Origin of the sequence: Centipeda periodontii DSM 2778 (genome assembly GCF_000213975.1) — a bacterium.
Classification (GTDB): domain Bacteria; phylum Bacillota; class Negativicutes; order Selenomonadales; family Selenomonadaceae; genus Centipeda; species Centipeda periodontii.
The window spans coordinates 2,396,940-2,417,352 of the sequence record NZ_GL892076.1 but is presented as its reverse complement, the minus strand read 5'-3'; the positions used below and the strand labels follow the sequence as shown (position 1 = coordinate 2,417,352).

Annotated in this window: 21 protein-coding genes and 1 tRNA gene; 21 read left to right on the top strand and 1 reads right to left on the bottom strand. The window is 56.3% G+C overall.

Annotated elements, in window-relative coordinates:
- Position 1 precedes the first annotated feature (1 nt).
- From HMPREF9081_RS11065 to HMPREF9081_RS10985, 17 genes are all read left to right on the top strand, one after another.
- The gene (locus HMPREF9081_RS11065) at positions 2–898 is read left to right on the top strand and encodes a MinD/ParA family protein (protein ID WP_006307423.1); all 897 of its coding nucleotides are present in this window, start codon (positions 2–4) and stop codon (positions 896–898) included.
- Positions 899–917: 19 nt separating this feature from the next.
- Positions 918–1,610, top strand: coding sequence for a flagellar brake protein (locus HMPREF9081_RS11060; RefSeq protein WP_040395133.1), 693 nt, complete (start codon positions 918–920; stop codon positions 1,608–1,610).
- Positions 1,603–2,229, top strand: a complete 627-nt coding sequence (locus tag HMPREF9081_RS11055; RefSeq protein WP_050795036.1) for a CheB methylesterase domain-containing protein — start codon at positions 1,603–1,605, stop codon at positions 2,227–2,229. The genes HMPREF9081_RS11060 and HMPREF9081_RS11055 overlap by 8 nt, the downstream gene beginning before the upstream one ends.
- Before the next feature lie 18 nt (positions 2,230–2,247).
- Positions 2,248–4,284, top strand: coding sequence for a chemotaxis protein CheA (locus HMPREF9081_RS11050; protein WP_006307420.1), 2,037 nt, complete (start codon positions 2,248–2,250; stop codon positions 4,282–4,284).
- 18 nt (positions 4,285–4,302) lie between these two features.
- A complete protein-coding gene (locus HMPREF9081_RS11045) occupies positions 4,303–4,770 on the top strand; it encodes a chemotaxis protein CheW (protein ID WP_006307419.1) in 468 nt (155 codons plus the stop codon).
- A gap of 48 nt (positions 4,771–4,818) precedes the next feature.
- Positions 4,819–5,442, top strand: coding sequence for a chemotaxis protein CheC (locus HMPREF9081_RS11040; protein ID WP_006307418.1), 624 nt, complete (start codon positions 4,819–4,821; stop codon positions 5,440–5,442).
- A gap of 1 nt (position 5,443) precedes the next feature.
- Positions 5,444–5,929: a chemotaxis protein CheD gene (locus HMPREF9081_RS11035; protein ID WP_006307417.1), complete on the top strand. Its 486-nt coding sequence runs from the start codon at positions 5,444–5,446 to the stop codon at positions 5,927–5,929.
- A 14-nt stretch (positions 5,930–5,943) separates the two neighbouring features.
- The gene (locus HMPREF9081_RS11030) at positions 5,944–6,348 is read left to right on the top strand and encodes a hypothetical protein (protein WP_006307416.1); all 405 of its coding nucleotides are present in this window, start codon (positions 5,944–5,946) and stop codon (positions 6,346–6,348) included.
- A 24-nt stretch (positions 6,349–6,372) separates the two neighbouring features.
- A complete protein-coding gene (locus HMPREF9081_RS11025; RefSeq protein ID WP_006307415.1) occupies positions 6,373–7,128 on the top strand; it encodes a FliA/WhiG family RNA polymerase sigma factor in 756 nt (251 codons plus the stop codon).
- Between the two features lie 65 nt (positions 7,129–7,193).
- A complete protein-coding gene (locus tag HMPREF9081_RS11020; protein ID WP_006307414.1) occupies positions 7,194–8,792 on the top strand; it encodes a flagellar assembly protein A in 1,599 nt (532 codons plus the stop codon).
- An 18-nt stretch (positions 8,793–8,810) separates the two neighbouring features.
- Positions 8,811–9,146 (top strand): hypothetical protein, encoded by a 336-nt coding sequence (locus tag HMPREF9081_RS11015; RefSeq protein WP_006307413.1) that lies wholly within the window; start codon positions 8,811–8,813, stop codon positions 9,144–9,146.
- Between the two features lie 42 nt (positions 9,147–9,188).
- Positions 9,189–9,974 (top strand): hypothetical protein, encoded by a 786-nt coding sequence (locus tag HMPREF9081_RS11010; protein ID WP_006307412.1) that lies wholly within the window; start codon positions 9,189–9,191, stop codon positions 9,972–9,974.
- 35 nt (positions 9,975–10,009) lie between these two features.
- A tRNA-Pro gene (locus tag HMPREF9081_RS11005) sits at positions 10,010–10,086 on the top strand.
- Positions 10,087–10,151: 65 nt separating this feature from the next.
- A complete protein-coding gene (locus HMPREF9081_RS11000; protein ID WP_006307411.1) occupies positions 10,152–10,784 on the top strand; it encodes an NfeD family protein in 633 nt (210 codons plus the stop codon).
- Positions 10,785–10,817: 33 nt separating this feature from the next.
- Positions 10,818–11,816, top strand: coding sequence for a flotillin-like protein FloA (floA, locus tag HMPREF9081_RS10995; protein WP_006307410.1), 999 nt, complete (start codon positions 10,818–10,820; stop codon positions 11,814–11,816).
- A 10-nt stretch (positions 11,817–11,826) separates the two neighbouring features.
- Complete coding sequence (locus HMPREF9081_RS10990; RefSeq protein ID WP_006307409.1) at positions 11,827–12,291, top strand: hypothetical protein; 465 nt, start codon at positions 11,827–11,829, stop codon at positions 12,289–12,291.
- 269 nt (positions 12,292–12,560) lie between these two features.
- The gene (locus HMPREF9081_RS10985) at positions 12,561–14,246 is read left to right on the top strand and encodes a methyl-accepting chemotaxis protein (protein WP_040395126.1); all 1,686 of its coding nucleotides are present in this window, start codon (positions 12,561–12,563) and stop codon (positions 14,244–14,246) included.
- Positions 14,247–14,330: 84 nt separating this feature from the next.
- Here the strand turns inward: HMPREF9081_RS10985 and HMPREF9081_RS10980 are convergent, their stop codons facing one another.
- Positions 14,331–15,407 carry a M48 family metallopeptidase gene (locus HMPREF9081_RS10980; RefSeq protein ID WP_006307407.1) on the bottom strand — a complete coding sequence of 359 codons (1,077 nt, stop codon included), beginning with the start codon at positions 15,405–15,407 and terminating at the stop codon, positions 14,331–14,333.
- A 211-nt stretch (positions 15,408–15,618) separates the two neighbouring features.
- On the opposite strand from HMPREF9081_RS10980, the gene rny reads away from it, so the two are divergent.
- The 4 genes from rny (at position 15,619) to HMPREF9081_RS10960 (ending at position 20,400) form a co-directional block, all read left to right on the top strand.
- On the top strand, positions 15,619–17,163 hold the full coding sequence (gene rny / locus HMPREF9081_RS10975; protein WP_040395631.1) for a ribonuclease Y: 1,545 nt from the start codon (positions 15,619–15,621) through the stop codon (positions 17,161–17,163).
- An 81-nt stretch (positions 17,164–17,244) separates the two neighbouring features.
- Entirely contained in the window at positions 17,245–19,020 is a 1,776-nt protein-coding gene (locus tag HMPREF9081_RS10970; RefSeq protein WP_006307404.1) for a sensor domain-containing diguanylate cyclase, read from the top strand.
- Between the two features lie 19 nt (positions 19,021–19,039).
- A complete protein-coding gene (locus HMPREF9081_RS10965; RefSeq protein ID WP_006307403.1) occupies positions 19,040–19,597 on the top strand; it encodes a hypothetical protein in 558 nt (185 codons plus the stop codon).
- Positions 19,598–19,617: 20 nt separating this feature from the next.
- On the top strand, positions 19,618–20,400 hold the full coding sequence (locus HMPREF9081_RS10960; RefSeq protein WP_040395124.1) for a TIGR00282 family metallophosphoesterase: 783 nt from the start codon (positions 19,618–19,620) through the stop codon (positions 20,398–20,400).
- Positions 20,401–20,413: the final 13 nt, after the last annotated feature.

The window sequence follows — 20,413 nt, the reverse complement described above, 5'->3', positions numbered from 1 at the left end:
TATGACAGATCAGGCAACGCGGCTGCGTCAAATGGTCGGCATTGACACGGCGGAGATGCCCGAAGACCTCTCTTTTATGCAGACTAGGGCGTGGGGCAATGTACGCGTGATTGCGATTACAAGCGGCAAGGGGGGCGTGGGGAAAACAAATCTTGCCGTCAATCTTGCGCTTGCGCTTCGACGCAGGGGACTTCGCGTACTTGTCATTGACGCCGATCTCGGCATGGCAAATGTGGACATCCTGCTTGGGTCAGCATCGCGTAAGTATTTGCTTGACCTGCTGCGACCGGACGTGAAGCTGGATGATGTCATTGTTGAAACGCCGCATGGCATTCAGTATATCTCCGGTGGCTCGGGCATCGAAAAGGCTCTTGCATACGATCATGCGGAAAAATTGCTGCTTCAGCAAAAACTTGCGGATTGCGCTACGCGCGCTGATCTGATCTTGGTCGATACGGGCGCAGGTCTGGGACGCAATGTGATGGATTTTATTCTCGCGGCAGATGAAGTCCTCCTCGTGACAACACCGGAGCCTACCTCGCTCACGGATGCCTATGCCGTGATGAAGGCGTACAGTATTTATGCAACACAAAAAAACCTCCGCTTGATTATCAATCGTGTTTACGAACCGAAGGAGAGCCGCGAGGTTGCCATGAAATTGCAGCGTGCTGCGGAGAAATTCCTGCATATGAAGGTGCCCTGCCTCGGTTATGTGTTTGAGGATACCGCCGTTACGAAGGCGGTACGACGACAGGCTCCGCTGCTCAAAGAAACACCCAATGCCGCAGCGGCACGCTGCATCGATGCGCTGGCACAGGCGCTGCTCACCGGTAGTGAAATGCATGTGAAACATGGGTGGAAAGGTTTTTTACAGCAAATTTTTAAGTTTTCGACGTAGCCAAGGAGGAAAATTCAGGATGGCGGGCGAATTGGTACAGGCAAGGAGTGTTTTAGCTATCGGACAACGGCTGGAAATATTCTTTGAAAACAACGAGGAGGAAATCTCCGGCTACACGAGTCGTGTAGAGGACATTGTCGGAGATGACCTCGTTGTTGCCATGCCGGTGGACGAACGCCGTGTTCCTGTGATTCCTAACGTCGGCGAAAATCTCTATGTGCTTGCGGCAGGGGACGGATGCCACTATCGCTTCTTTTGCGTGCATCGCAGTCACGGACGCCATGAGGGGCGCATTCCCGTTCTTCATCTTTCGCTTCCCGAGGTAGCAGAGCGCTTTCAAAAGCGTGGATTTTTCCGCATCAGTGTCAACCTTACCGCAACGATTCGCCTCGTTGATCGAGATGGAAAGATCGATGCCCCGAAGCGTGTGCCCCTTGTGGATCTGAGCGGCAGCGGTCTCGCATTTGCATGGCCGAAATCCGTGTCTCTCAACTCGAATGCTGCATTGGAGATCAATGATATTCCGGGGATCGGTACGATTGAACTCATGACGCGGGTCATCCGCTGTACGCGGGTGGAACGCGAGGAGGATACGCCGATCTATCATGTTGGTGTCCAGTTTCAAGGCATTTCGCGCGGCATAAGGGATAAGATCATTCGCTATCTGTTCCATGTGCAGCGCGCTCAGGTGGAGCGCGTAAAAGATGACTGACTCAGTGAGAAAGGCGTTTGTTTTCGGCGATAGAGTGTCGCCGCGCATACGTATGCGACTCGTTGTCATCGGTTCCTCCACCGGTGGACCACAGGCGCTACAGACAGTCATCACGCAGCTGCCTTCCGATTTTCCTTGTCCCGTGGTCGTTGTGCAGCATATGCCTGCGGGATTTACGGGAGCCCTTGCAGGGCGCCTGCACAGCGTTTCACAGGTGAATGTGCGGGAGGCGAGGGATGGAGACGTACTGGAAGCCGGATGTGTCTACATTGCTCCCGGGAATTATCATCTGCGTATTCTGCATAAGTCCGGTGTGCGGCGCGTTGCGCTCAGCGATGAGCCACCCGTCGGAAACCATCGCCCTGCCGTCAATGTGATGTATGACTCTGTCGCACATCTGGGGAAGGCCGTCGTCGCCGTGATCCTCACGGGGATGGGCAGCGACGGACGCGAAGGGATGCGTAAGATTAAGGAAAACGGCGGTTACTGCATTGCGCAGGATGAAGCGACTTGTGTCGTCTACGGGATGCCAAAATCCGTGATCGACGCGGGGCTGGCCGATGAGATATGCCCATTGCCGCAGATCGCGCGCGCGATTGAGGCGGCTGTGAGAAGATAGGAAATAGGGGGAATATCAATGGATAACCAGTATATGGATATGTTCCTGGATGAGTCGCACGAGCATCTGCAGTCGCTCAACGAAGGTCTTCTGCGCCTCGAAGAGAACATGGAGGAGATCGACGCCGTCAACGACATCTTCCGTAACGCACATACACTGAAGGGCATGTCAGCGACGATGGGGTTTGCCAAGATTGCGGAACTGACACATGAGATGGAGGATGTACTCGATCTTGTTCGCAAGAGCCAGCTCAAGCTCAATGAGGATATCATAGACACGCTGTTCAAGTGTTTGGACTCGCTTGAGCAGATGGTGGACAGCGTTGGCAACGGTGAGGCAGAGGATGTTGTCGACGTTTCCGATCTCGTTGCCAAGCTCAGCTCCATTTCCAAGGGGACACCCGCTCCCGCTGCGGCAACCCCCGCTGCAGCGGCCCCTGTAGCGGCAGGCGGCAACACAGGGATGGCGGAGATGGAATTCGATGACATCGATCTTGATGTCATGAAGAAGGCAAAAGAAGCCGGCATGAATCTGTTCCACGCCAAGATTACCTTGATGGAGACCTGCGTTCTCAAGGCGGCACGTTCCGTCATGGTCATGCAGGCACTGGACGAGGTCGGCGATGTGATCAAGAGCGTTCCGCCTGCAGAGGATTTGGAGCAGGAGAAGTTCGAACGCAGCTTTGAGATAATTATTGCGACAAGCGCCGATGCCCAGGCCGTGCAGAATGCTGTGGATACAGTTTCTGAGATTGAGGACGTTCACGTTGAGTCGGTTGATCCCGACAAGGTCGGCAAGGGGGCTGCGCCTGCACCGGCAGCAGCGGCTCCTGCAGCAAAGCCGGCGGCTCCGGCAGCAAAGAAAGAGGCGGCAAAGCCGGCGGCTGCTGCGCCCAAGAAGCAGCACCAGAGTCAGAGTGTCCGCGTCGATATTGAAAAACTCGATACGCTCATGAACCTCATGGGCGAGCTCGTTATCAATAAAGTTCGTCTGGAGCAGATCGGGCAGACACATCGCCTCACCGATCTGATGGAGACGCTTGAGCAGATGGATCGCGTCACGGGCGATCTGCAGAACATTGTCATGAAGGTGCGCATGGTTCCGGTCAGCGCCGTGTTCAACCGCTTCCCACGCATGGTGCGCGACGTGTCCAAGGAACTGGGCAAGGAAATCAACCTCACGATCGAGGGCGAGGAGACAGAGCTGGATCGTACCGTGATCGATGAGATCGGTGATCCGATCATGCACCTTCTGCGCAACTCGCTCGACCACGGCGTTGAGAGTCCCGATGTACGCGAGGCAAAGGGCAAATCGCGCACTGGCGAGGTCGGTCTTATCGCGCGCCACGAGGGCAATAACGTTGTCATCATGATCACGGACGACGGTGCAGGCATTGATGCGAACAAGATCCGCCGCAAGGCGGTCGAGAAGGGCATGGTCACGCAGAGTGAGGCGGACAGCCTCGACGATGCGGATGCTGTTCGACTGATCTTCCTGCCCGGCTTTTCGACGGCGGAGCAGATCACGGACATCTCCGGCCGCGGCGTCGGTATGGACGTTGTGCGCAGCAAAATCGAGGCACTCTCGGGACATGTCGATGTGGAAACCCACATCGACGAGGGATCCATCTTCAAGATCAAGCTGCCGCTCACGCTTGCCATCATTCAGGCAATGCTCGTACGCGTGCAGGAGGAGATGTACGCCATTCCGCTCACCTCCATCGACAGCACGATCAACATCGAGCCGAGCGACATTCAGACCGTTCAGAACAAGGAGGTCATTGTTCTGCGCGGAGAGATCATCCCGATCATCCGCATGGAGGAGGCTCTGCAGGTTCCTCATACGAAGGACTCCGACGAGCATTTCGTTGTCGTCGTTCACGCCGGCGAGGCGAAGGCGGGCATCGTTGTTGACAATCTGATCGGTCAGCAGGAAATCGTTATCAAAACACTCGGCAATCTCTTCGCCGGACTCAAGCTCTTCGGTGGGGCGACCGTGCTTGGCGACGGGAGGGTCGCACTGATTCTTGACGTTGCGACGATGATACAGCAGTAAAAGGGGAGGGCAAAGAAGATGGCAGAGGATATGAATCAGGGGAATGCGCTGCAGAACTCCCAGTACGTGGCGTTCAATCTGCGCGACGAAGAATATGGTGTCAGCATTCTGAACGTGCAGGAGATCCGCAACCTGACGGACATCACGCGCGTTCCGTTTGCAGCGGACTTTATCAAGGGCGTCATCAATCTGCGCGGCTCGGTGCTCCCCGTCATCGATCTCAAGCAGCGGCTCGGACTTGCCGAAACGCCTTATACGGACCGCACGCGCATCGTTACGGTTTCCGTCGAGGATGTCCATGTTGGCATGCTCGTCGATGCCGTGACTGAGGTGCTGAGTCTCGAGAATGCGCCCATCGATACGAAAAAGGCGATGAATGCGCGCGAGAGCAGCCGATTCCTCAGCGGGATTGGCAATATCAGGGGCAGACTCATTGTCCTCCTGAATCTGGAGGAGATTGTCGGGCTTCCAAAGGAAGCAAAATAAGGGGATCTGAGATCCTCGATCATTGCCCCGTGATGAGAGGTAGAGTCAATGAGCGTAGATGAGAATCTGACAGAACTGTCAGAGCTGCAGCTGGATGTACTCAGGGAGATTGGAAATGTTGGTGCGGGAAATTCTGCGACGGCACTTTCCCGTCTGATTCAGCACCGTATTGAGATGAATGTGCCCCATGTGGCACTCGTTCCAATTGAAGATGTACCGGAATTTGTCGGCGGACCGGAATTGGTTGTCGTCGGTATTTTCCTGCGCGTTTACGGCAAGGCACCCAGCAACATCCTCTTTCTCATTCCACGGGACAGTGCCTTTGCACTCGTGGATACACTGCTCGGACGTGAGCGGGGCGAAACCATCGAACTGGACTCGATGGACGAATCCGCGCTTATGGAGATCGGCAACATTCTTGCCGGGTCCTATCTGAATGCGTTCTACACATTCACAGGGATGAGTATGCTCCCGTCCATCCCTGCCCTTGCCGTGGATATGGCGGGTGCTATTCTCAATGTCGTCTTGGTCCAGCTTGGTGAGATGGGCGATCATGCACTGCTCATTGAAACGAATTTTGTCGCAGAGGATCGGAGCATCAGCGGACATTTTTTCCTTGTTCCCGATCCAGGTTCTCTCAGCACCATTATGAATGCGGTAGGAGTTGGATGATATGCCGGATTTGATTAAAGTCGGTATGGCCGACTACAAAGTCGGCTCAGCTCCGTCCACACTCATCAGCTACGGACTGGGCTCCTGTATCGGTCTTTCGCTTTACGATCCCAAGACAAAGGTGGGGGGGCTCCTTCACTATATGCTGCCGGACAGCAAACAGGCACGCCCCTCGGATACCCCCGCCAAATTTATTGATACGGGATTTCCCCTTATGCTTGCGGATGTTTTGAAACTCGGAGCCGTAAAATCACGTCTTGTGGCGAAGATTGCGGGGGGCGCTCAGATGTTTGCGTTCTCCAATACAACGAGTGTGATGCGCGTTGGAGAGCGCAATGCACAGGCGGCGAAGGAGCTTCTGGCGCAGGAGGGGATTCGTCTCATCGCGGAGGACACCGGACTCAACTACGGGCGGACCGTTGCGATTGATCTCAACGATGGTTCGTATACGGTGAAGACCGTCAGCAAGGGAGATAAAACCATATAGAGAGGGTGAAGAAGATGTTCAAACTCGGTATGTCGCTGGTGTTTTCTGTTATCGCTGCACTCATTGTGTTTATTACCGGAATTGTCGGTGATGCGCGTATCGCAACAGCACTACTGCGAAGTTTTGCCGCATTTGTGTGTGCCGGTGCATTCACCTATCTCGTGACATTTGTTCTTGAGGCAAAGGGCTGGGCGGCTTTTGACAAACTCCCAGCAGAGCGGATGCAGGATATGCAGACACAGTTCTACGACGCAGATGATATTGATTTTGATGCAGTGGAGAATGGGACGAAGGCGTCAGAGGAATTTGCGGAATCGTCAAATTTTGAGCCGCTTTCGGAGGACTCGTTCGTACATATGAGAACTCCTCCCGCAGATGTGGAAGAAACGGGAGAGGGAAGCCCGGCACCGGCAGCATAAGAGTTCCGGCACCGTCGAGAGGAGATGATGCAGATGGCAGAGCAGAGCGCCGAGGACATTGAGGCGCTGTGGCGCTCCTACGAAACGGAAAAGACCGTCGATGTGCGCAACCGCATTGCCGAGTATTATCTCCCGCTTGTCCGCCTTGTGGCAGGGCGGATTGCCATCAGCCTCCCGCAGCATGTCGACCGGGAGGATCTCCTGAGCAGTGGATTCTTCGGACTTTTGGATGCGATTGAGCGTTACGAGCTCACGCGTGGCAATAAATTCGAAACCTATGCGGGAGTGCGTGTGCGTGGAGCCATGCTCGACCATCTGCGTGCGAAGGACTGGATTCCGGTCAGTGTGCGTCAGAACATCAAGAAATATGAAAAGGCGGTCGCACGTCTGGAAGGTGAACTTGGACGCACGGCAAGTGATGAAGAGCTTGCCGAAGAGCTTGACCTCACAATCGAAGGTCTGCATCATCTGGAGGGGCAAGTCAGCGCCGCAACCATCATTCCACTTGAGGAGTATCTGCGTACCGATTCCCCGGCCTCTCTGGAGGACGGTCCCGTCGAGCACGCGGAGTGGACGGAGGTCAAGGAGACGCTCGCCGCAGCGATTGAGAAACTTCCTGAGAAAGAGCGTACAGTGATTGCGCTTTACTACTACGACGAAATGACGCTTAAGGAGATTGCGGCAATCCTGCACCTTTCGGAGGCGCGGATTTCACAGCTCCATACGAAGGCGATATTTCGCCTGCGCGGTTCCCTTTCGCGCATGAATGATGAAATATGAGGCGTTGTAAACTCGAAGGAAGAGTTATAATAAAGGCGCAATTTTGAAGGATCGGGAGTGATATTGTGGAACGCACGTATGGAGGAGAGAAGGATGGCTTTCAGCTTGTCGTCAAGGCGGATGGGAATTATCTTACCGTCTATCCGGCGACAAAGGACAGACCTGCCATCGAGCTGTCAACATTGAAGGAACGCCTTACAGAGGTACATGTCTTCAATTATGATGACATTCAACTGGCACGTATTGTTCGGAAGGCGGACGGATTTGAGGTGAAATTGAATCCTGCCTCGGACGATGAGGGGGACAATACGGTCATCCCATTTTCCATTGAGATTGCACACGACGCGATGACTGCCGCTGTGCGTTTCGATGAGAAGAAGGGAAATCTTCCGCCCGACATCTCCGATGTAGTTGCTGCACTTGAGGCAAAAAAGGTCACCTATGGCATCGATCGTGAGGCGATTGGGCGCGGCGTCGAGCGCCTGACCCCGTTTATGGCAGCACGCGGAACAGCGCCTGAGGCCGGGGAGGATGCCCGCATCGAGAAGAAATTCGATATGGGCACGAAGGGGCGACCGGCGGAGCGCGCCTATGACCGCGTGGACTATAAGGATATGAACATCTTTATCCGTGCTCAGATCGGTGATGTACTTGCCGTTCGCATTCCGGAAACTGCGGGTGTACCGGGAAAGAATGTGTTCGGTGAAGACGTTCCGGCAAAGCCCGGAAAGCCCATCGCACTGCCGCAGGGAAAAAACACCAAGATTGTCAACGACAATGAACTCGTTTCCGTCATCGACGGACAGATCGTGGATGACGGGAAGAAGATCAGCGTTGACCCGCATCTCGTCATCAATGAGAGTGTGGATGTCGGGACCGGCAACATTGATTTTGCCGGCAGCGTTGAGATCAGGGGCGATGTGGAGAGCGGCTTCACGGTCAAGGCGACCGGTGATGTCGAGATCAAAGGGATGATTGGCGGTGCACGGGTTGAGGGGCGCAATGTCATCGTGCACGGTGGAATTCGCGGCATGAACGTCGGCAGGATCTACGCTACCGAAGATGTCAGCATCTCCTTTGTCGAGAATGCAAATATTGTTGCAGAGCGCGATATCTTTGTCAACGATGTTGTTCTGCACGCGGAGATGCGCGCAGGGCACCACGTTCGCGTCGAGGGGCGGCGCGGCTTTATCACCGGCGGGAGTATCGGTGCAGGCGAGTCCATCCGTGCCAAGATGCTCGGCAACAACTTCTACGTACAGACCAATCTGAATGTGGGCGTCGACCCGAATCTCAAGCACCGCCGTGACGCGCTGTTCAAGGAGTGTCAGGAGGCGATTAAGCGCTTGACACAAGTGCGTCTGTCGTTGGAAACGCTCAAAAAGCAGCCGCTTATGAGTCTTTCCGAACGACGACGGGAGCAGCTTGTCGAGTTGACTCATGCACAGTTCCCCCTCGCGACTGAAATTAAAAAAATGCAGGAAAAACTCGCGGAGATGGACGAAGAACTGGAGCAGATGAAGCGCGGTGTGATTCTGGCCTCGGATACGATCTATCCAGGTGTCAATGCCACGATCAACGGTGTGAAAAAGACCGTGGAAGAAGAGCTGAAGCACGCACGCTTGCAGATGCTCGACGGTAAGATCGTTGTAGGCGTCTATTAAGGAGAGGCAGGTGTCGTCATGAATGTCACGCCAATCAGCATGCAGATGATGTTTCCTCAGTCCAATGAGGCGGGAAATGTCCAAAGCAACATGCAGAATCAGGTCAACATCCAGCAGAGTTTTGAGTCCATTCGTCAGAAACAGGATGCGGAACTCGCACGTCAGCAGGTTCGTGCAAAGGAAGAGGCCAGTGAGGACGCGCGCGTAAAGGACGATCCGGAGCGTGAGCGCCGTCAGGGCAGAGGGCAAGGAGGTCAGGGCAGACGCGAACGCTCAGAGGATCAGGGCGCGGAGCTTCTGCAGCGGCTGGCAGCCGACCCCAATCGAGGCGTCCATCTCGACATCAGCTTATAACAGTAAGGGAGGCATCCTGCCATTATTTCCATCACCGAAATTTTGGGTGCACTCATCATTCTCGGCGCCGTTTTGTTGCTCATTGTTCGTTATATCCTTCATCGGCGTCAGCACAGCGAGGAGGAAGATGAGGATCTCGCAGAATCCATTGAAAAGCTGAAAAAGGAGCTTCAGCAGTCTGCCGATACCATCATCAAGCGCCTCGGCAGCCATGTTACGAAACTCGAGGGGCTCCTGCGCGAGGCGGACGATCGGCGTATGCGCCTTGAGACGCGCGTAGCGGATGCACAGCGCCTTGAGTGGGCACTGCGTCAGCGCATTGAGGAGCTTGAGCGGCGTCTCCGCGACCTCGGGCAGTTGCCTTCCGGTTCTCCGCCTGCTGTACAGGCAGAGAGCCCTGTCCACACTTCGGCGCCGGAGGCGAGGCGTACGGACGGCGATGAGTTTGCTACCGTCCTGCACCAGTCCATTCTGCGCGAGCAGGCACGCGCTGCGGCAGAGCCTTCGGCACAGATCTATGCACCACCGCCGCCTGCGCCGCGTGTTGCGGTTCCGCAGGAACGTCCGTATGTTCCGCTCTCCGCGCAGGGGATTCCGATGCAGCAGCCGATGCGTACATCGGCACCGATGTCGCCGCCGCCCGCCTCGCCTGTGGCGCCTCCCGTGCAGGTCGAACCGACGGTAGAAGAGCCTGTGCACGAGGATGAGGCGATGGTCAAGGCACGCGCACTTCTGCGCGCAGGACGCAGCATCGAACAGGTTGCACGTGAGACCGGCGTCGAGATCGGCGCGCTCCGACTCATGAAGCAGATGACGCAGAGGGATTGACAAACGAAGAAAAGCTCGGTATAATACCATTTGTTCGGGACGTAGCTCAGCTTGGTAGAGCGCTTCCTTGGGGTGGAAGAGGTCGTGAGTTCAAATCTCGTCGTTCCGACCATTTTTCAGCATAGGAACCTCCGCGCGAGAGCGTGGAGGTTTTTTCGCGTAAGGAGGAGGGTGTCTGTGAACTTTATCGTAGATAACGGTGTTTTGCAAGTCCTGCTGCTTGCCGTCATGTTTCTCTCCATCATGGTGGAGGTCAAGACGGGCGGTCTCGGTGTGGGCGTCCTGCTCGGCATTGTCGCGGCGGCAGTATTCTGGGGGGGGCAGTACACGCGCGGGCTCGTGGAGCTCTATCACATTGCTGTCTTTCTTGCGGGCGTCCTGATGATTATTGTGGAGATCCTGCTGCCGACGGTGGGACTCCTCGCGGGACTCGGCGTCGCGGCGATGCTCTACAGCATCGTACTCGCACTTGGCGGCGACATCGGAGCGCTTACTGCGCTTGGCATCGCCCTCATCATCTCGGTTGTCCTGTTCCTGCTGATCGTCTCGCGTCTGCCGTCGAACAAACTGTGGAATAAGGTCGTCCTTCAAAATCGTTCGCGTACGGAGGAGGGCTTTGTCAGCGCCGTCGGGAAGCCGGAACTTGTAGGGAAATCGGGCGAGGTCCTCACGGAATTGCGTCCCTCGGGGACAGCACGCATCGACGGCCGTCCTGTGGATGTGATCTCCGAGGGCGCATATATTCAAAAGGGAAAACATATTGTTGTTCTGTCCGTGAACGGCAGCCGCGTCGTTGTACGCGAGGTATAGCCGGAGAGTTGCGGAAAGTGTAAGGAGGTTCGTATGGGAACACTGTTCGGAGGAGCATTCCTCATTATCATCGTCATTCTTGCAATATCCATTTTTTTGCATTTTGTACCGCTCGGGCTCTGGGTGTCCGCGATCTCGGCGAACGTGTCGGTCAGCATCGTCTCACTGATCGGTATGCGTCTGCGCCGTGTGCCGCCCAGCCGCATTGTGCTGCCGCTCATCAAGGCGAACAAGGCGGGGCTCGACGTGAGCGTCAACCAGCTCGAGGCGCACTACCTTGCAGGCGGCAACGTGGACAAGGTGGTCGACGCACTCATCGCCTCACACCGCGCGCAGATCAATCTGCCCTTTGAGCGTGCGGCGGCCATCGACCTTGCGGGACGCGACGTGCTTGACGCCGTGCAGATGAGCGTCAACCCGAAGGTCATCGAGACACCGATCGTCTCCGCCGTTGCGGCAAACGGCATTGAGCTCAAGATCAAGGCGCGTGTCACCGTACGTGCGAATATCGACCGCCTCGTGGGCGGTGCAGGTGAACCGACCATCATTGCGCGTGTTGGAGAGGGCATCGTCACGACCGTCGGCTCCTCGGAGAACCACAAGGACGTGCTCGCAAACCCGGACGACATCTCCAAGACCGTTCTCGGCAAGGGGCTCGATGCGGGTACGGCGTTTGAGATCCTCTCCATTGATATCGCGGATGTCGATGTCGGGCGCAACATCGGTGCGGAGCTGCAGACCGATCAGGCGGAGGCAGACAAGCGCATCGCGCAGGCAAAGGCGGAGGAGCGCCGCGCCATGGCGGTGGCACGTGAGCAGGAGATGAAGGCGTACACGCAGGAGATGGAGGCGAAGGTCGTCGAGGCGCAGTCCGAGGTGCCGCACGCGATGGCGCAGGCGCTGCGCGAGGGCAAGCTCGGTGTCATGGACTACTATCAGCTCAACAACATCCAGTCCGACACCGATATGCGTCATGCAATCAGCGCGTCGGGAAAGGTGGACGAGAAGCATCCGGCACCGCCCGTAAAGTGAGGAATGCGGTATGGAATATCTCATTGTCATTGCCGTCGCAGTAGCGATTGCCGTCTTCGATGACCGCGTGCGCGGCAGGAAGAAGGTACCGCCGCCGACCGTGCCGCAGGATATTCCGCGCCCGAAAAAGCGTGCGGAGCAGAATGCGACGTTCGATATCCCGCCGATGCGCGGGATTCCTAGGGATATACAGGTCACGGTCGACGCAGAGGTGCTGCGTGAACAGGAGCTGCGCACGAAGTGGGAAGAGGCGCGCAAGGAGGCGCAGCGCGCAAAGCGTGCGCACGAGCGGGAGGAACGTGCGGCGCGCCTTGCGGCGGAGGAGGTACAGGCGGCTGTCGTCCTTCCGCGCGCTGCTGTTCGGGGGACTGCAATGATGTTTCCGCAGCTGACGCCGGACACGATGAAGCAGGCGGTTGTGCTTGCCGAGGTGCTCGGCAAACCGCGCGCACTGCGCAGATTTCCTCGGCGATAGAACAATCAAAAACAAGGGGCTGTTGCACGAAGTTTTTTAGCTTCGTGCGGCAGCCCTAATTTGTTTCTCTTCCACAGTGGAACACACGCATTCGGAATAGACGAATTTTTATGTGATTTTGAAGTGGTTCTTTCGTCTTGGTATTTATTCTGTAGGGGAACTACGTTTTTCTTTACAGAACGACATGGGGTGAATATAATATGGAAAATACGGGAAAGGAGTGTATGGAACATCTGTGTTGTTTTAGGAAAAGGGAGGGCTTTATTATTATGGGCTTGAAGCTGAAGTCGATTTTGTTCGTGGATGTCTGTATCATCGTGGTCTGTGCCTGTCTTGCATTCATTGGGTGGCGCAGTGCAGATGAGGGATTTGATCAGGCGCTACAGATGCAGGCGGAATCAAATGCGGAGATGGTCGTGGAAGACATGAATGCACTCTTTCCGGGCGAATGGCATGTGAATGACGGCGCGCTCTACAAGGGCGATCATCGCTTTGGCGACAATCAGGAGGTTGCCGACCGACTTGGTGAAATATGCAAGGGCTATGTCACCTTCTTTGCAGGGGACACGCGTATCTCGACGAATCTCAAGAATGATAAAGGACAGCGCAATGTCGGGACAAAGGCGGATCCCAAGATCGCGGAATCCGTACTCACGGGCAACGACCGCTATACGGGGCGCGCAGAAATCCTCGGCAAGGCGTATATGAGCGCTTATCTGCCCCTTCACGATGCAAACGGGCAGGCGGTCGGCATGATTTTTGTCGGTGTCGACCGTGGCGTTATGGACAACGTGCGGAGTGATTTCCTGTTCGGGATCTGTATTGCGGCCGTGGCGGTTATCGTCATCATGAGTCTGCTTTCCTATGTTGTCCTCGGACGTGCACTGGCACCGATTAGCGATCTGACCGAGGGGCTTGGAAAAATTGCAGAGGGTGATCTTCGCATGGATGATCTCGACGATTCCAATGCGGATGAGATCGGGCAGCTTGCACGGAGCGCCAATCGCATGAAGAACCGTCTGCATGAGGTCATGTCGAATGTCTCGCGGTCTGCCGAGACGGTGGCGGCTGCCTCGGAGGAACTTACGGCGAGCTCGCACCAGACACTCGAATCCATCACGCAGGTTGCGGATAATACCGTACATATGGCGGAGGGATCTGCCAAGCAGCAGGATATGGTCGAACAGCTGTCCGGAAACACAGATGCTATGGCGGAAAAGATGGAGCAGCTCTCCGCGCGTCAGAACCGTGTGTATCAGCTGGCAGAGGAGAGCCGCGAAAAGGCGGAGGAGGGACAGCAGCAGATAGAGAGCGCTGTTACCCGGATGCAGAACATTGCGGAGCAGGTCAGAGCCGCTGCTGCACTTGTGGAGGCGCTTGGCAGACGCTCGGATGAAATCGGTTCGATCGTGGACACGATCTCGGGCATTTCCGAACAGACAAACCTCCTCGCACTGAATGCCGCCATTGAGGCGGCACGTGCAGGTGAGGCTGGGCGTGGATTTGCCGTTGTTGCCGAGGAGGTGCGAAAACTGGCGGAGCAGTCGGGGGCTTCAGCGAAGGACATTGCCGATCGCATTGCTCTCATTCAGCGTGATACCGCAGAGGCTGTGACTGCGATACAGCAGGGAAATGAGAACGTCGAAGATGGCGCGGCTGTCGTGGCGCTCTCGGGAGAGGCGTTCCGTGCCGTTGCCCTTCGCATCGATGACCTTGCGCACCAGATCCGTCGTGCCTCGGAAGCCGTTACATCCGTAGATACGACGAAGAATGAGATGGTTGCTTCGCTCAAGCATGTTGAGGACATCACGCATCGTACAGCGGAAGAGACGCAGACTATTTCGGCATCGACAGAGGAACAGGCTGCAGCGATGAACGAAATGGCTGATGCGAGCAATACGCTTGCCGAACTTGCACAGCAACTGCAAAACGAGGTGCATAAGTTCCGCTTATAAAACCGGTATATAAAAAGGACGCATGAAGCCGATTGCGCTTCATGCGTCCTTTTTATGGTTGCTGAACAGCCCCGTTCATTGCGGCTATTTGATCTGATTGAGCAACGATGCAATCTCGGACGGACGCGCATCATTGCCCGTACAACTCACGATGGGCTGTGCGCCGAGCATAACGGTGTTCCCGCTTACATACGCATCCGAGGCGGCATGCCCGTTCTTGTACGCCGCCGCGAGGTTGCCCATGACGAAGTAGGCGCGCTCGGCAGAGCTCATGCCGTTTGCTGCGACGGGCGTCACAAGTTTCTTCTTGTTTACATAGACCGTGCCGTCCTTTACCGTGACCTTGCCGCCGCTCATCTCTGTGAGTTTCTTTGCATAGTTGTCGCGGCGGGCGGCGTTGGACGGATGGTCGGCAGCGCCGGACATGATGTCGAGTGCACTCGCGGGGTTGTTGCCGGAGAGATCGATGACGCGCTGCCAAACAGCGGCGGTTGCGCCGGGGTTGTAGGGAGAGCGGGAGATGTACTCGAACGCGAGGTTGTCCGCCTCCCATTCCATCGGTTTCGTGAGCCCCTGTCCGCTCCAGACGTTTGCTGCGATTGCGCCGAGTACTGTGCCCGTGGCATTTGCAAGAATGGCAGGGCCGAGGGAGCTCTTCATACCCTTGGCAGGGTGATCCTTCTGACCGTGCCCCATCTCATGCGCGAGCACGACGGCGATCTCGTCTTCGTTCGTGAGGTAGCTGTAGAGTCCGACGTTGACGCTCATGTTGTGGCCGAGGGTACAGAACGCATTGAAGCTGTCCTGCTGATTGATAAAATAATTGTAGGGACGGTCATAGATGGAGGCATCCATGGAGCCGATCGCCGCCGTGAGATTTGTAAAGATGCGGTCCAGCTGGCTGTTCAGATCCCAGCGATAGTAGACGCCGTATTTTTCCTGAAGTTCCGCAAAGAGCTGCTGACGCCCTTCCTCGGTCGTATTGTAATACTTGATCTGCGCGTTCATCTCGTTTGCCGCGACTGCGCCGCCGATGACTGCACCGATGATGCGCTCCGTACTGCTTGCTGCGTCAGCGGAGGGCGGCAGAGCAATGCCGGATGTGATTGTCGCGGAGAGTACGAGGGCAATGCACCTGCGCATCCATTTTTTCTTCTTCATAAATCCTCCTCATTTTGTGAAGTTATGAATACATTATATAAAGCAAAATCATTTTCGTCTATGGGGTTGAGGTTATAAAATGTCCGCAAAAATAAGACGAATTCGTCAACACCACTCTCGTCGGGACATATAGAATTCTTGACACTATAGGGAAAAAACATTAAAATGAATAGAAGTATTTTATTACTGATTTTGAACTGTGAAAAAGGAGGTGGCCGTTATTATTACTGAATTACTAACGGTAATTATTGCTGTTGCCGTCGGTGCTCTTGCGGGCTATGTCGCAAGGAGGCGTACGGCGGAGGCTCAGATAGGATCCGCTGAGGACGAAGCGAAGCGCATCGTCGAAGCGGCCGGCAAGAAGGCAGAGACGAAGCAGAAGGAAGCCCTGCTCGAGGCGAAGGAGGAGATTCAGCGCCAGCGACAGGAGTTTGAACGCGACACGAAGGAACGCCGCAGTGAGATTCAGCGTCTTGAGCGGCGTACAATTCAGAAGGAGGAAAACCTCGACCGCAAGCTGGAGTCCATCGAGAAGAAGGAAGAGGGGCTCGCGCGCAAGGAGGCGCGCATCGACAAGACGCAGGCAGAGATCACGGAACTCTATGAGGCGCAGAAGCAGGAGCTCGAACGCGTGTCGCGGCTTTCGTCGGAGGAGGCACGTACGATTCTCATGGCGGAGGCCGAAGAGGAGCTGAAGCACGAGAAGGCACGCAAGATCAAAGAGTACATCCAGCAGACAAAGGATGAGGCGGATAAGGCGGCACGTGAGATCCTGAGCGTTGCAATCCAGCGTTGTGCCGCTGATCATGTGGCAGAGACGACGGTGTCCGTTGTGGCTCTGCCAAACGATGAGATGAAAGGGCGCATCATCGGGCGTGAGGGGCGCAACATCCGTACACTTGAGACGCTGACCGGCATCGACCTCATTATCGACGATACGCCGGAGGCGGTTATTCTCTCGGGCTTCGACCCTGTGCGCCGCGAGATTGCACGCATTGCGCTCGAAAAGTTGATCCAGGACGGGCGCATTCATCCAGCGCGCATCGAGGAGATGATCGAGAAAGCGCGTCGCGAAGTCGATCAGCGTATCAAGGAGGCGGGGGAGCAGGCGACGTTCGAGACGGGGGTGCACGGGATCCATCCCGAGCTCGTGCGACTCCTCGGGCGTATGCGCTACCGCACGAGCTACGGGCAGAACGTGCTTGCGCACTCCATCGAGGTGGCGCATCTTGCCGGGCTTATGGCGGCAGAGCTCGAATGCGATGTTATGCTTGCAAAGCGCGGCGGACTCCTCCACGATATCGGCAAGGCAGTCAGCCATGAGGTTGAGGGACCCCATGTGACGGTCGGCGCCGACCTTGCGCGCAAGTACCGCGAGTCCAAGGAAGTCATCAATATTATCGAATCTCATCACGGTGATGTGGAGGCGACAACGATTGAGGCGGTGCTTGTTGCGGCTGCGGATGCCGTCTCGGCGGCGCGTCCGGGCGCACGGCGTGAAAGTCTTGAGTCGTACATCAAGCGTCTCAAGGCGCTTGAGGAGATTGCCGAGTCGTTCGACGGTGTGGAGCGCTGCTTTGCGATCCAGGCGGGGCGTGAGATCCGCGTGATGGTCAAGCCGGACAAGGTGGACGATGCAGGCGCTGCCGTGCTCGTTCACGATATTGTGAAGAAGATCGAGGGGGATCTTGAGTATCCGGGGCAGATCAAGGCGACGGTGATTCGGGAAACGCGCGTTGTTGACTATGCGAAGTAATGAAGGAGCGAACAGAGGGGGCTGAGGTCCCCTCTGTTCTAGGAGCCGCGAAAAAGGGCGGCGACTCTGCAAGGAGGGCGTATGCAGCAGCTGACGTATATCGTTTCTGGCACCGCGGATGCCCAGCGCAAAGCGGAACAGGCGAAGGAAAAATTGGACCGCATTCCGCATATCGAGTCTCTGCTCATCACGATGGCAGCGCCATGTGAGATGCCGATGGAAAAGGCGATTTGCATGTGCAACGCCATACGGGAGCTGTTTCCGGATGCGCGGATTCTCACGCACACCTGTGCGCTCAAGATGGCGGATCTGCGCCTTGATACCGAGGGGATCATGCTGACCTTTACGGCGCTCGAGGCATCGCAGGTAGAATTCACCACTGTGGATGGAAATAAATCGGATGCGGATACGCAGGAGCATTTTGTTCACTTTGTCGAATCACGTCCCCATACAAAGCTCGTCGAGTTCTTTGTGGTCGGTCTGGTGGATCAGCTTGACGATCTCTTTGAGGGATTTTCAGCGATTGATGAGCACATCGAGGTGTTCGGTGCCTTCGTTGACGCGGCGTCTATGAACACGCATGGCTACATCATCGCGGACGATGCGGAGATGCAGGTCGGGGTGCTCGCGCTGGTGTTTCATGGCAAGTCACTGGAGGTTCATGTCGCCCGTAATTTCGGTTGGAACGCGCTCGGCCGCGAGATTGTTGCGACGCGCGTGGACGGCTGTACGATCAAGGAACTCGACGGAGATGTGCCGCTGAAGGTCTATGAGCGCTATTTTGGCATCAAGGGGGATGGCGACTTCAGCACGGACGCGGCGCTTTTTCCGCTCTGCTTTGAGGAGGAGGACGGCTCCGTTTCGGCGCGCGTTCCCATCAAGATCGAGGAGGAGAGCGGGGATCTCACATTCGGCATTCCGATACAGCAGGGCACAAAGTTCCGCCTTGCATACGGCGATCCTTACGGGATTCTCTCCAAAGCGGCAGAGAATGCACGTGATATGTCGGCGTTCTCGCCGCAGGCAATCCTTGGAGCCTCCTGTGTCGGGCATTATCTCCTGCTCGGTGAAGACGTGGCGACGGAGATGACGCCCTGCGCGGACTTTCCCTCCTCGGTGGTGTTTGCGTTTGGTGAGGTGCGGCGCGTGGGGCGGCGTATCTCTCCGGCAAATCTGAATGTCCTGCTCGTTGGGTTGAAAGAGGATCCCGGCTACGTCAAAAACATTCATCTGCAGACGAAGCGTGTGGCACATCTCTCCTACAATCGAAAGATGCTGGCGTTCATGTCGCACTTCATTCGCGTCTCGGAGGAGGAACTTCATACGGCGAACCAGCGTCTGACACAGCTTGCGAGCCGCGATGCGCTGACCAACCTCCTGAATCGCCGCGAGATGGAGCGCCTTCTGAAGGAGGCTGTTGTCGAGGCGCAGGAGCATAAGACACCACTCTCGGTCATTCTGATGGATATTGACCACTTTAAGGGAGTCAATGACACCTATGGACATGATATGGGCGACAAGGTTCTTCTGACGGTCGCGGATGCTATTTCCCACACGATTCGCGGCTCGGATGCGGGGTGCCGATGGGGCGGGGATGAGTTCTTCATCATCCTCCAAGGCGCATCGCTGAGCGTTGCGGGCAGAGTCGGAGAACGTATCCGCCGCACGGTGGAGGCGGCTGAGATGCCGTTCGGTCAGCATGTTACGGTCAGTGTCGGGGCAGCTACCTTTGACCCAGAGCGGGACAATGAGCTTCAGCTCTTTAAGAACGCCGACGAGGCGCTCTATCAGGCAAAGAAGGCGGGGCGCAATGTTGCCTATGCACTCGGGCTTGGCCGCGTGAGCAATATTGACTAGACTCTTTGGGAGGGACGTTATGTTTGACTTTCTGCGCAGGAAGATTTTGGGACAGCGGATTACCCGCAGCAAAAGTGAACAGGCACGTCCCGGCGTGCAGCTGCTCGCCTCCGTCCTCGTCTGTTTCCCTGAGATCGAGGCGGTCTCCTATGAGCCGTCCCAAGGACTGCTGACGATGGATTTTGTTGTCCGCGCACAGCTTTCCCCGGCGGAGCTCGAGGAGTTTGCGGCGTTTCTGGCGGAGAGCATAGAGACCTATCATGTGCTTGAGGACAGTGTGGCAAGTGAACTGAATTTCTCCTTTGAACAACACGACGCGCTTATGATGATTCATCTTGCGCGTCGGATGGATGAACTGTCCGAGCAGGAACTGAGTCTGATCGTGCAACTCCTGACGGATCGTTTCGGTGAGGCGTTGCTCATCGATCCGCACGGTGCGGAGGTGCTCGATGCGGAGTTCCGCATGGTCCAACATGAGACCTTGGAACGGATGCTGATGGCGGTGCGGGAGCTTCCGCTGCGCGAGCGCTTGGTCGGCATCCGTGAATGCGATCAGGTCGTCGTCTACAATCGGTGAGGAAGATAGGAGGACGTGCCGTGCGCATCATGCTGGTCGGTGACGTGGTCGGGCGCGCGGGACGGCGTGCCTTTCGCAAGATTACCCCGCAGCTTCGTTTGGAGCGAAAGATTGATGTCGTCATTGTCAATGGAGAGAATGTTGCCGGTGGCAAGGGGTTCACACGCAAGGCGCTCGATGAGCTCTATGCGGGCGGCGCGGATGTCGTGACCTCGGGCAATCACGTCTGGGATAAGAAGGATGTCTTTGCCTTTGTGGACGAGGAGCCCTTCCTTGTGCGCCCGGCGAATTATCCGGAGGGGACGCCGGGAAAGGGGTACTGCATCTTCCCGTTCAAGGCGGCGAACATCGCCGTCCTGAATCTCTCGGGGCGCTCGTTTATGCCGACGCTTGACTGTCCTTTTCAAAAGGCGGATGAAGTGCTTGCAGAGATCGAGGGACGGGCGGATATCATTGTGCTGGACTTTCACGCGGAGACAACCTCGGAGAAGCTCGCGATGGGGCACTATCTGGATGGGCGCGTGGGCATCGTGGTCGGCACACACACGCATGTGCAGACGGCAGATGCGCAGATCCTGCCCGAAGGTACGGCGTATATCACGGATCTCGGTATGGTGGGGCCCCATGATTCGATTCTCGGCGTGCGTACGGATATTGTGATCCAAAAATTCCGGACAGGCATGCCCGTGCGCTTTGAAATGGCTGAGGGGGCAGCGGAATACGCCGCCGTGATCGTGGACATCGATCCCTCTCTGGGGCGTGCGGAAAAGATTGAGCGCATACTGATCCGCGAACAGGATTGATCGAGGAGAAATC

Excerpts from the sequence above, each read along its gene's own strand:
- HMPREF9081_RS11050 (WP_006307420.1), top strand. The coding sequence starts at position 2,248 with ATGGATAACCAGTATATGGATATGTTCCTGGATGAGTCGCACGAGCAT.
- HMPREF9081_RS11025 (WP_006307415.1), top strand. The coding sequence starts at position 6,373 with ATGATGCAGATGGCAGAGCAGAGCGCCGAGGACATTGAGGCGCTGTGG.
- HMPREF9081_RS11055 (WP_050795036.1), top strand. The coding sequence starts at position 1,603 with ATGACTGACTCAGTGAGAAAGGCGTTTGTTTTCGGCGATAGAGTGTCG.
- HMPREF9081_RS11040 (WP_006307418.1), top strand. The coding sequence starts at position 4,819 with ATGAGCGTAGATGAGAATCTGACAGAACTGTCAGAGCTGCAGCTGGAT.
- HMPREF9081_RS11060 (WP_040395133.1), top strand. The coding sequence starts at position 918 with ATGGCGGGCGAATTGGTACAGGCAAGGAGTGTTTTAGCTATCGGACAA.
- HMPREF9081_RS10980 (WP_006307407.1), bottom strand. The coding sequence starts at position 15,407 with ATGAAGAAGAAAAAATGGATGCGCAGGTGCATTGCCCTCGTACTCTCC.
- HMPREF9081_RS11015 (WP_006307413.1), top strand. The coding sequence starts at position 8,811 with ATGAATGTCACGCCAATCAGCATGCAGATGATGTTTCCTCAGTCCAAT.
- HMPREF9081_RS11030 (WP_006307416.1), top strand. The coding sequence starts at position 5,944 with ATGTTCAAACTCGGTATGTCGCTGGTGTTTTCTGTTATCGCTGCACTC.
- HMPREF9081_RS10990 (WP_006307409.1), top strand. The coding sequence starts at position 11,827 with ATGGAATATCTCATTGTCATTGCCGTCGCAGTAGCGATTGCCGTCTTC.
- floA (WP_006307410.1), top strand. The coding sequence starts at position 10,818 with ATGGGAACACTGTTCGGAGGAGCATTCCTCATTATCATCGTCATTCTT.
- HMPREF9081_RS11045 (WP_006307419.1), top strand. The coding sequence starts at position 4,303 with ATGGCAGAGGATATGAATCAGGGGAATGCGCTGCAGAACTCCCAGTAC.
- HMPREF9081_RS10985 (WP_040395126.1), top strand. The coding sequence starts at position 12,561 with ATGGGCTTGAAGCTGAAGTCGATTTTGTTCGTGGATGTCTGTATCATC.
- HMPREF9081_RS11065 (WP_006307423.1), top strand. The coding sequence starts at position 2 with ATGACAGATCAGGCAACGCGGCTGCGTCAAATGGTCGGCATTGACACG.
- HMPREF9081_RS10970 (WP_006307404.1), top strand. The coding sequence starts at position 17,245 with ATGCAGCAGCTGACGTATATCGTTTCTGGCACCGCGGATGCCCAGCGC.
- HMPREF9081_RS11035 (WP_006307417.1), top strand. The coding sequence starts at position 5,444 with ATGCCGGATTTGATTAAAGTCGGTATGGCCGACTACAAAGTCGGCTCA.
- HMPREF9081_RS10965 (WP_006307403.1), top strand. The coding sequence starts at position 19,040 with ATGTTTGACTTTCTGCGCAGGAAGATTTTGGGACAGCGGATTACCCGC.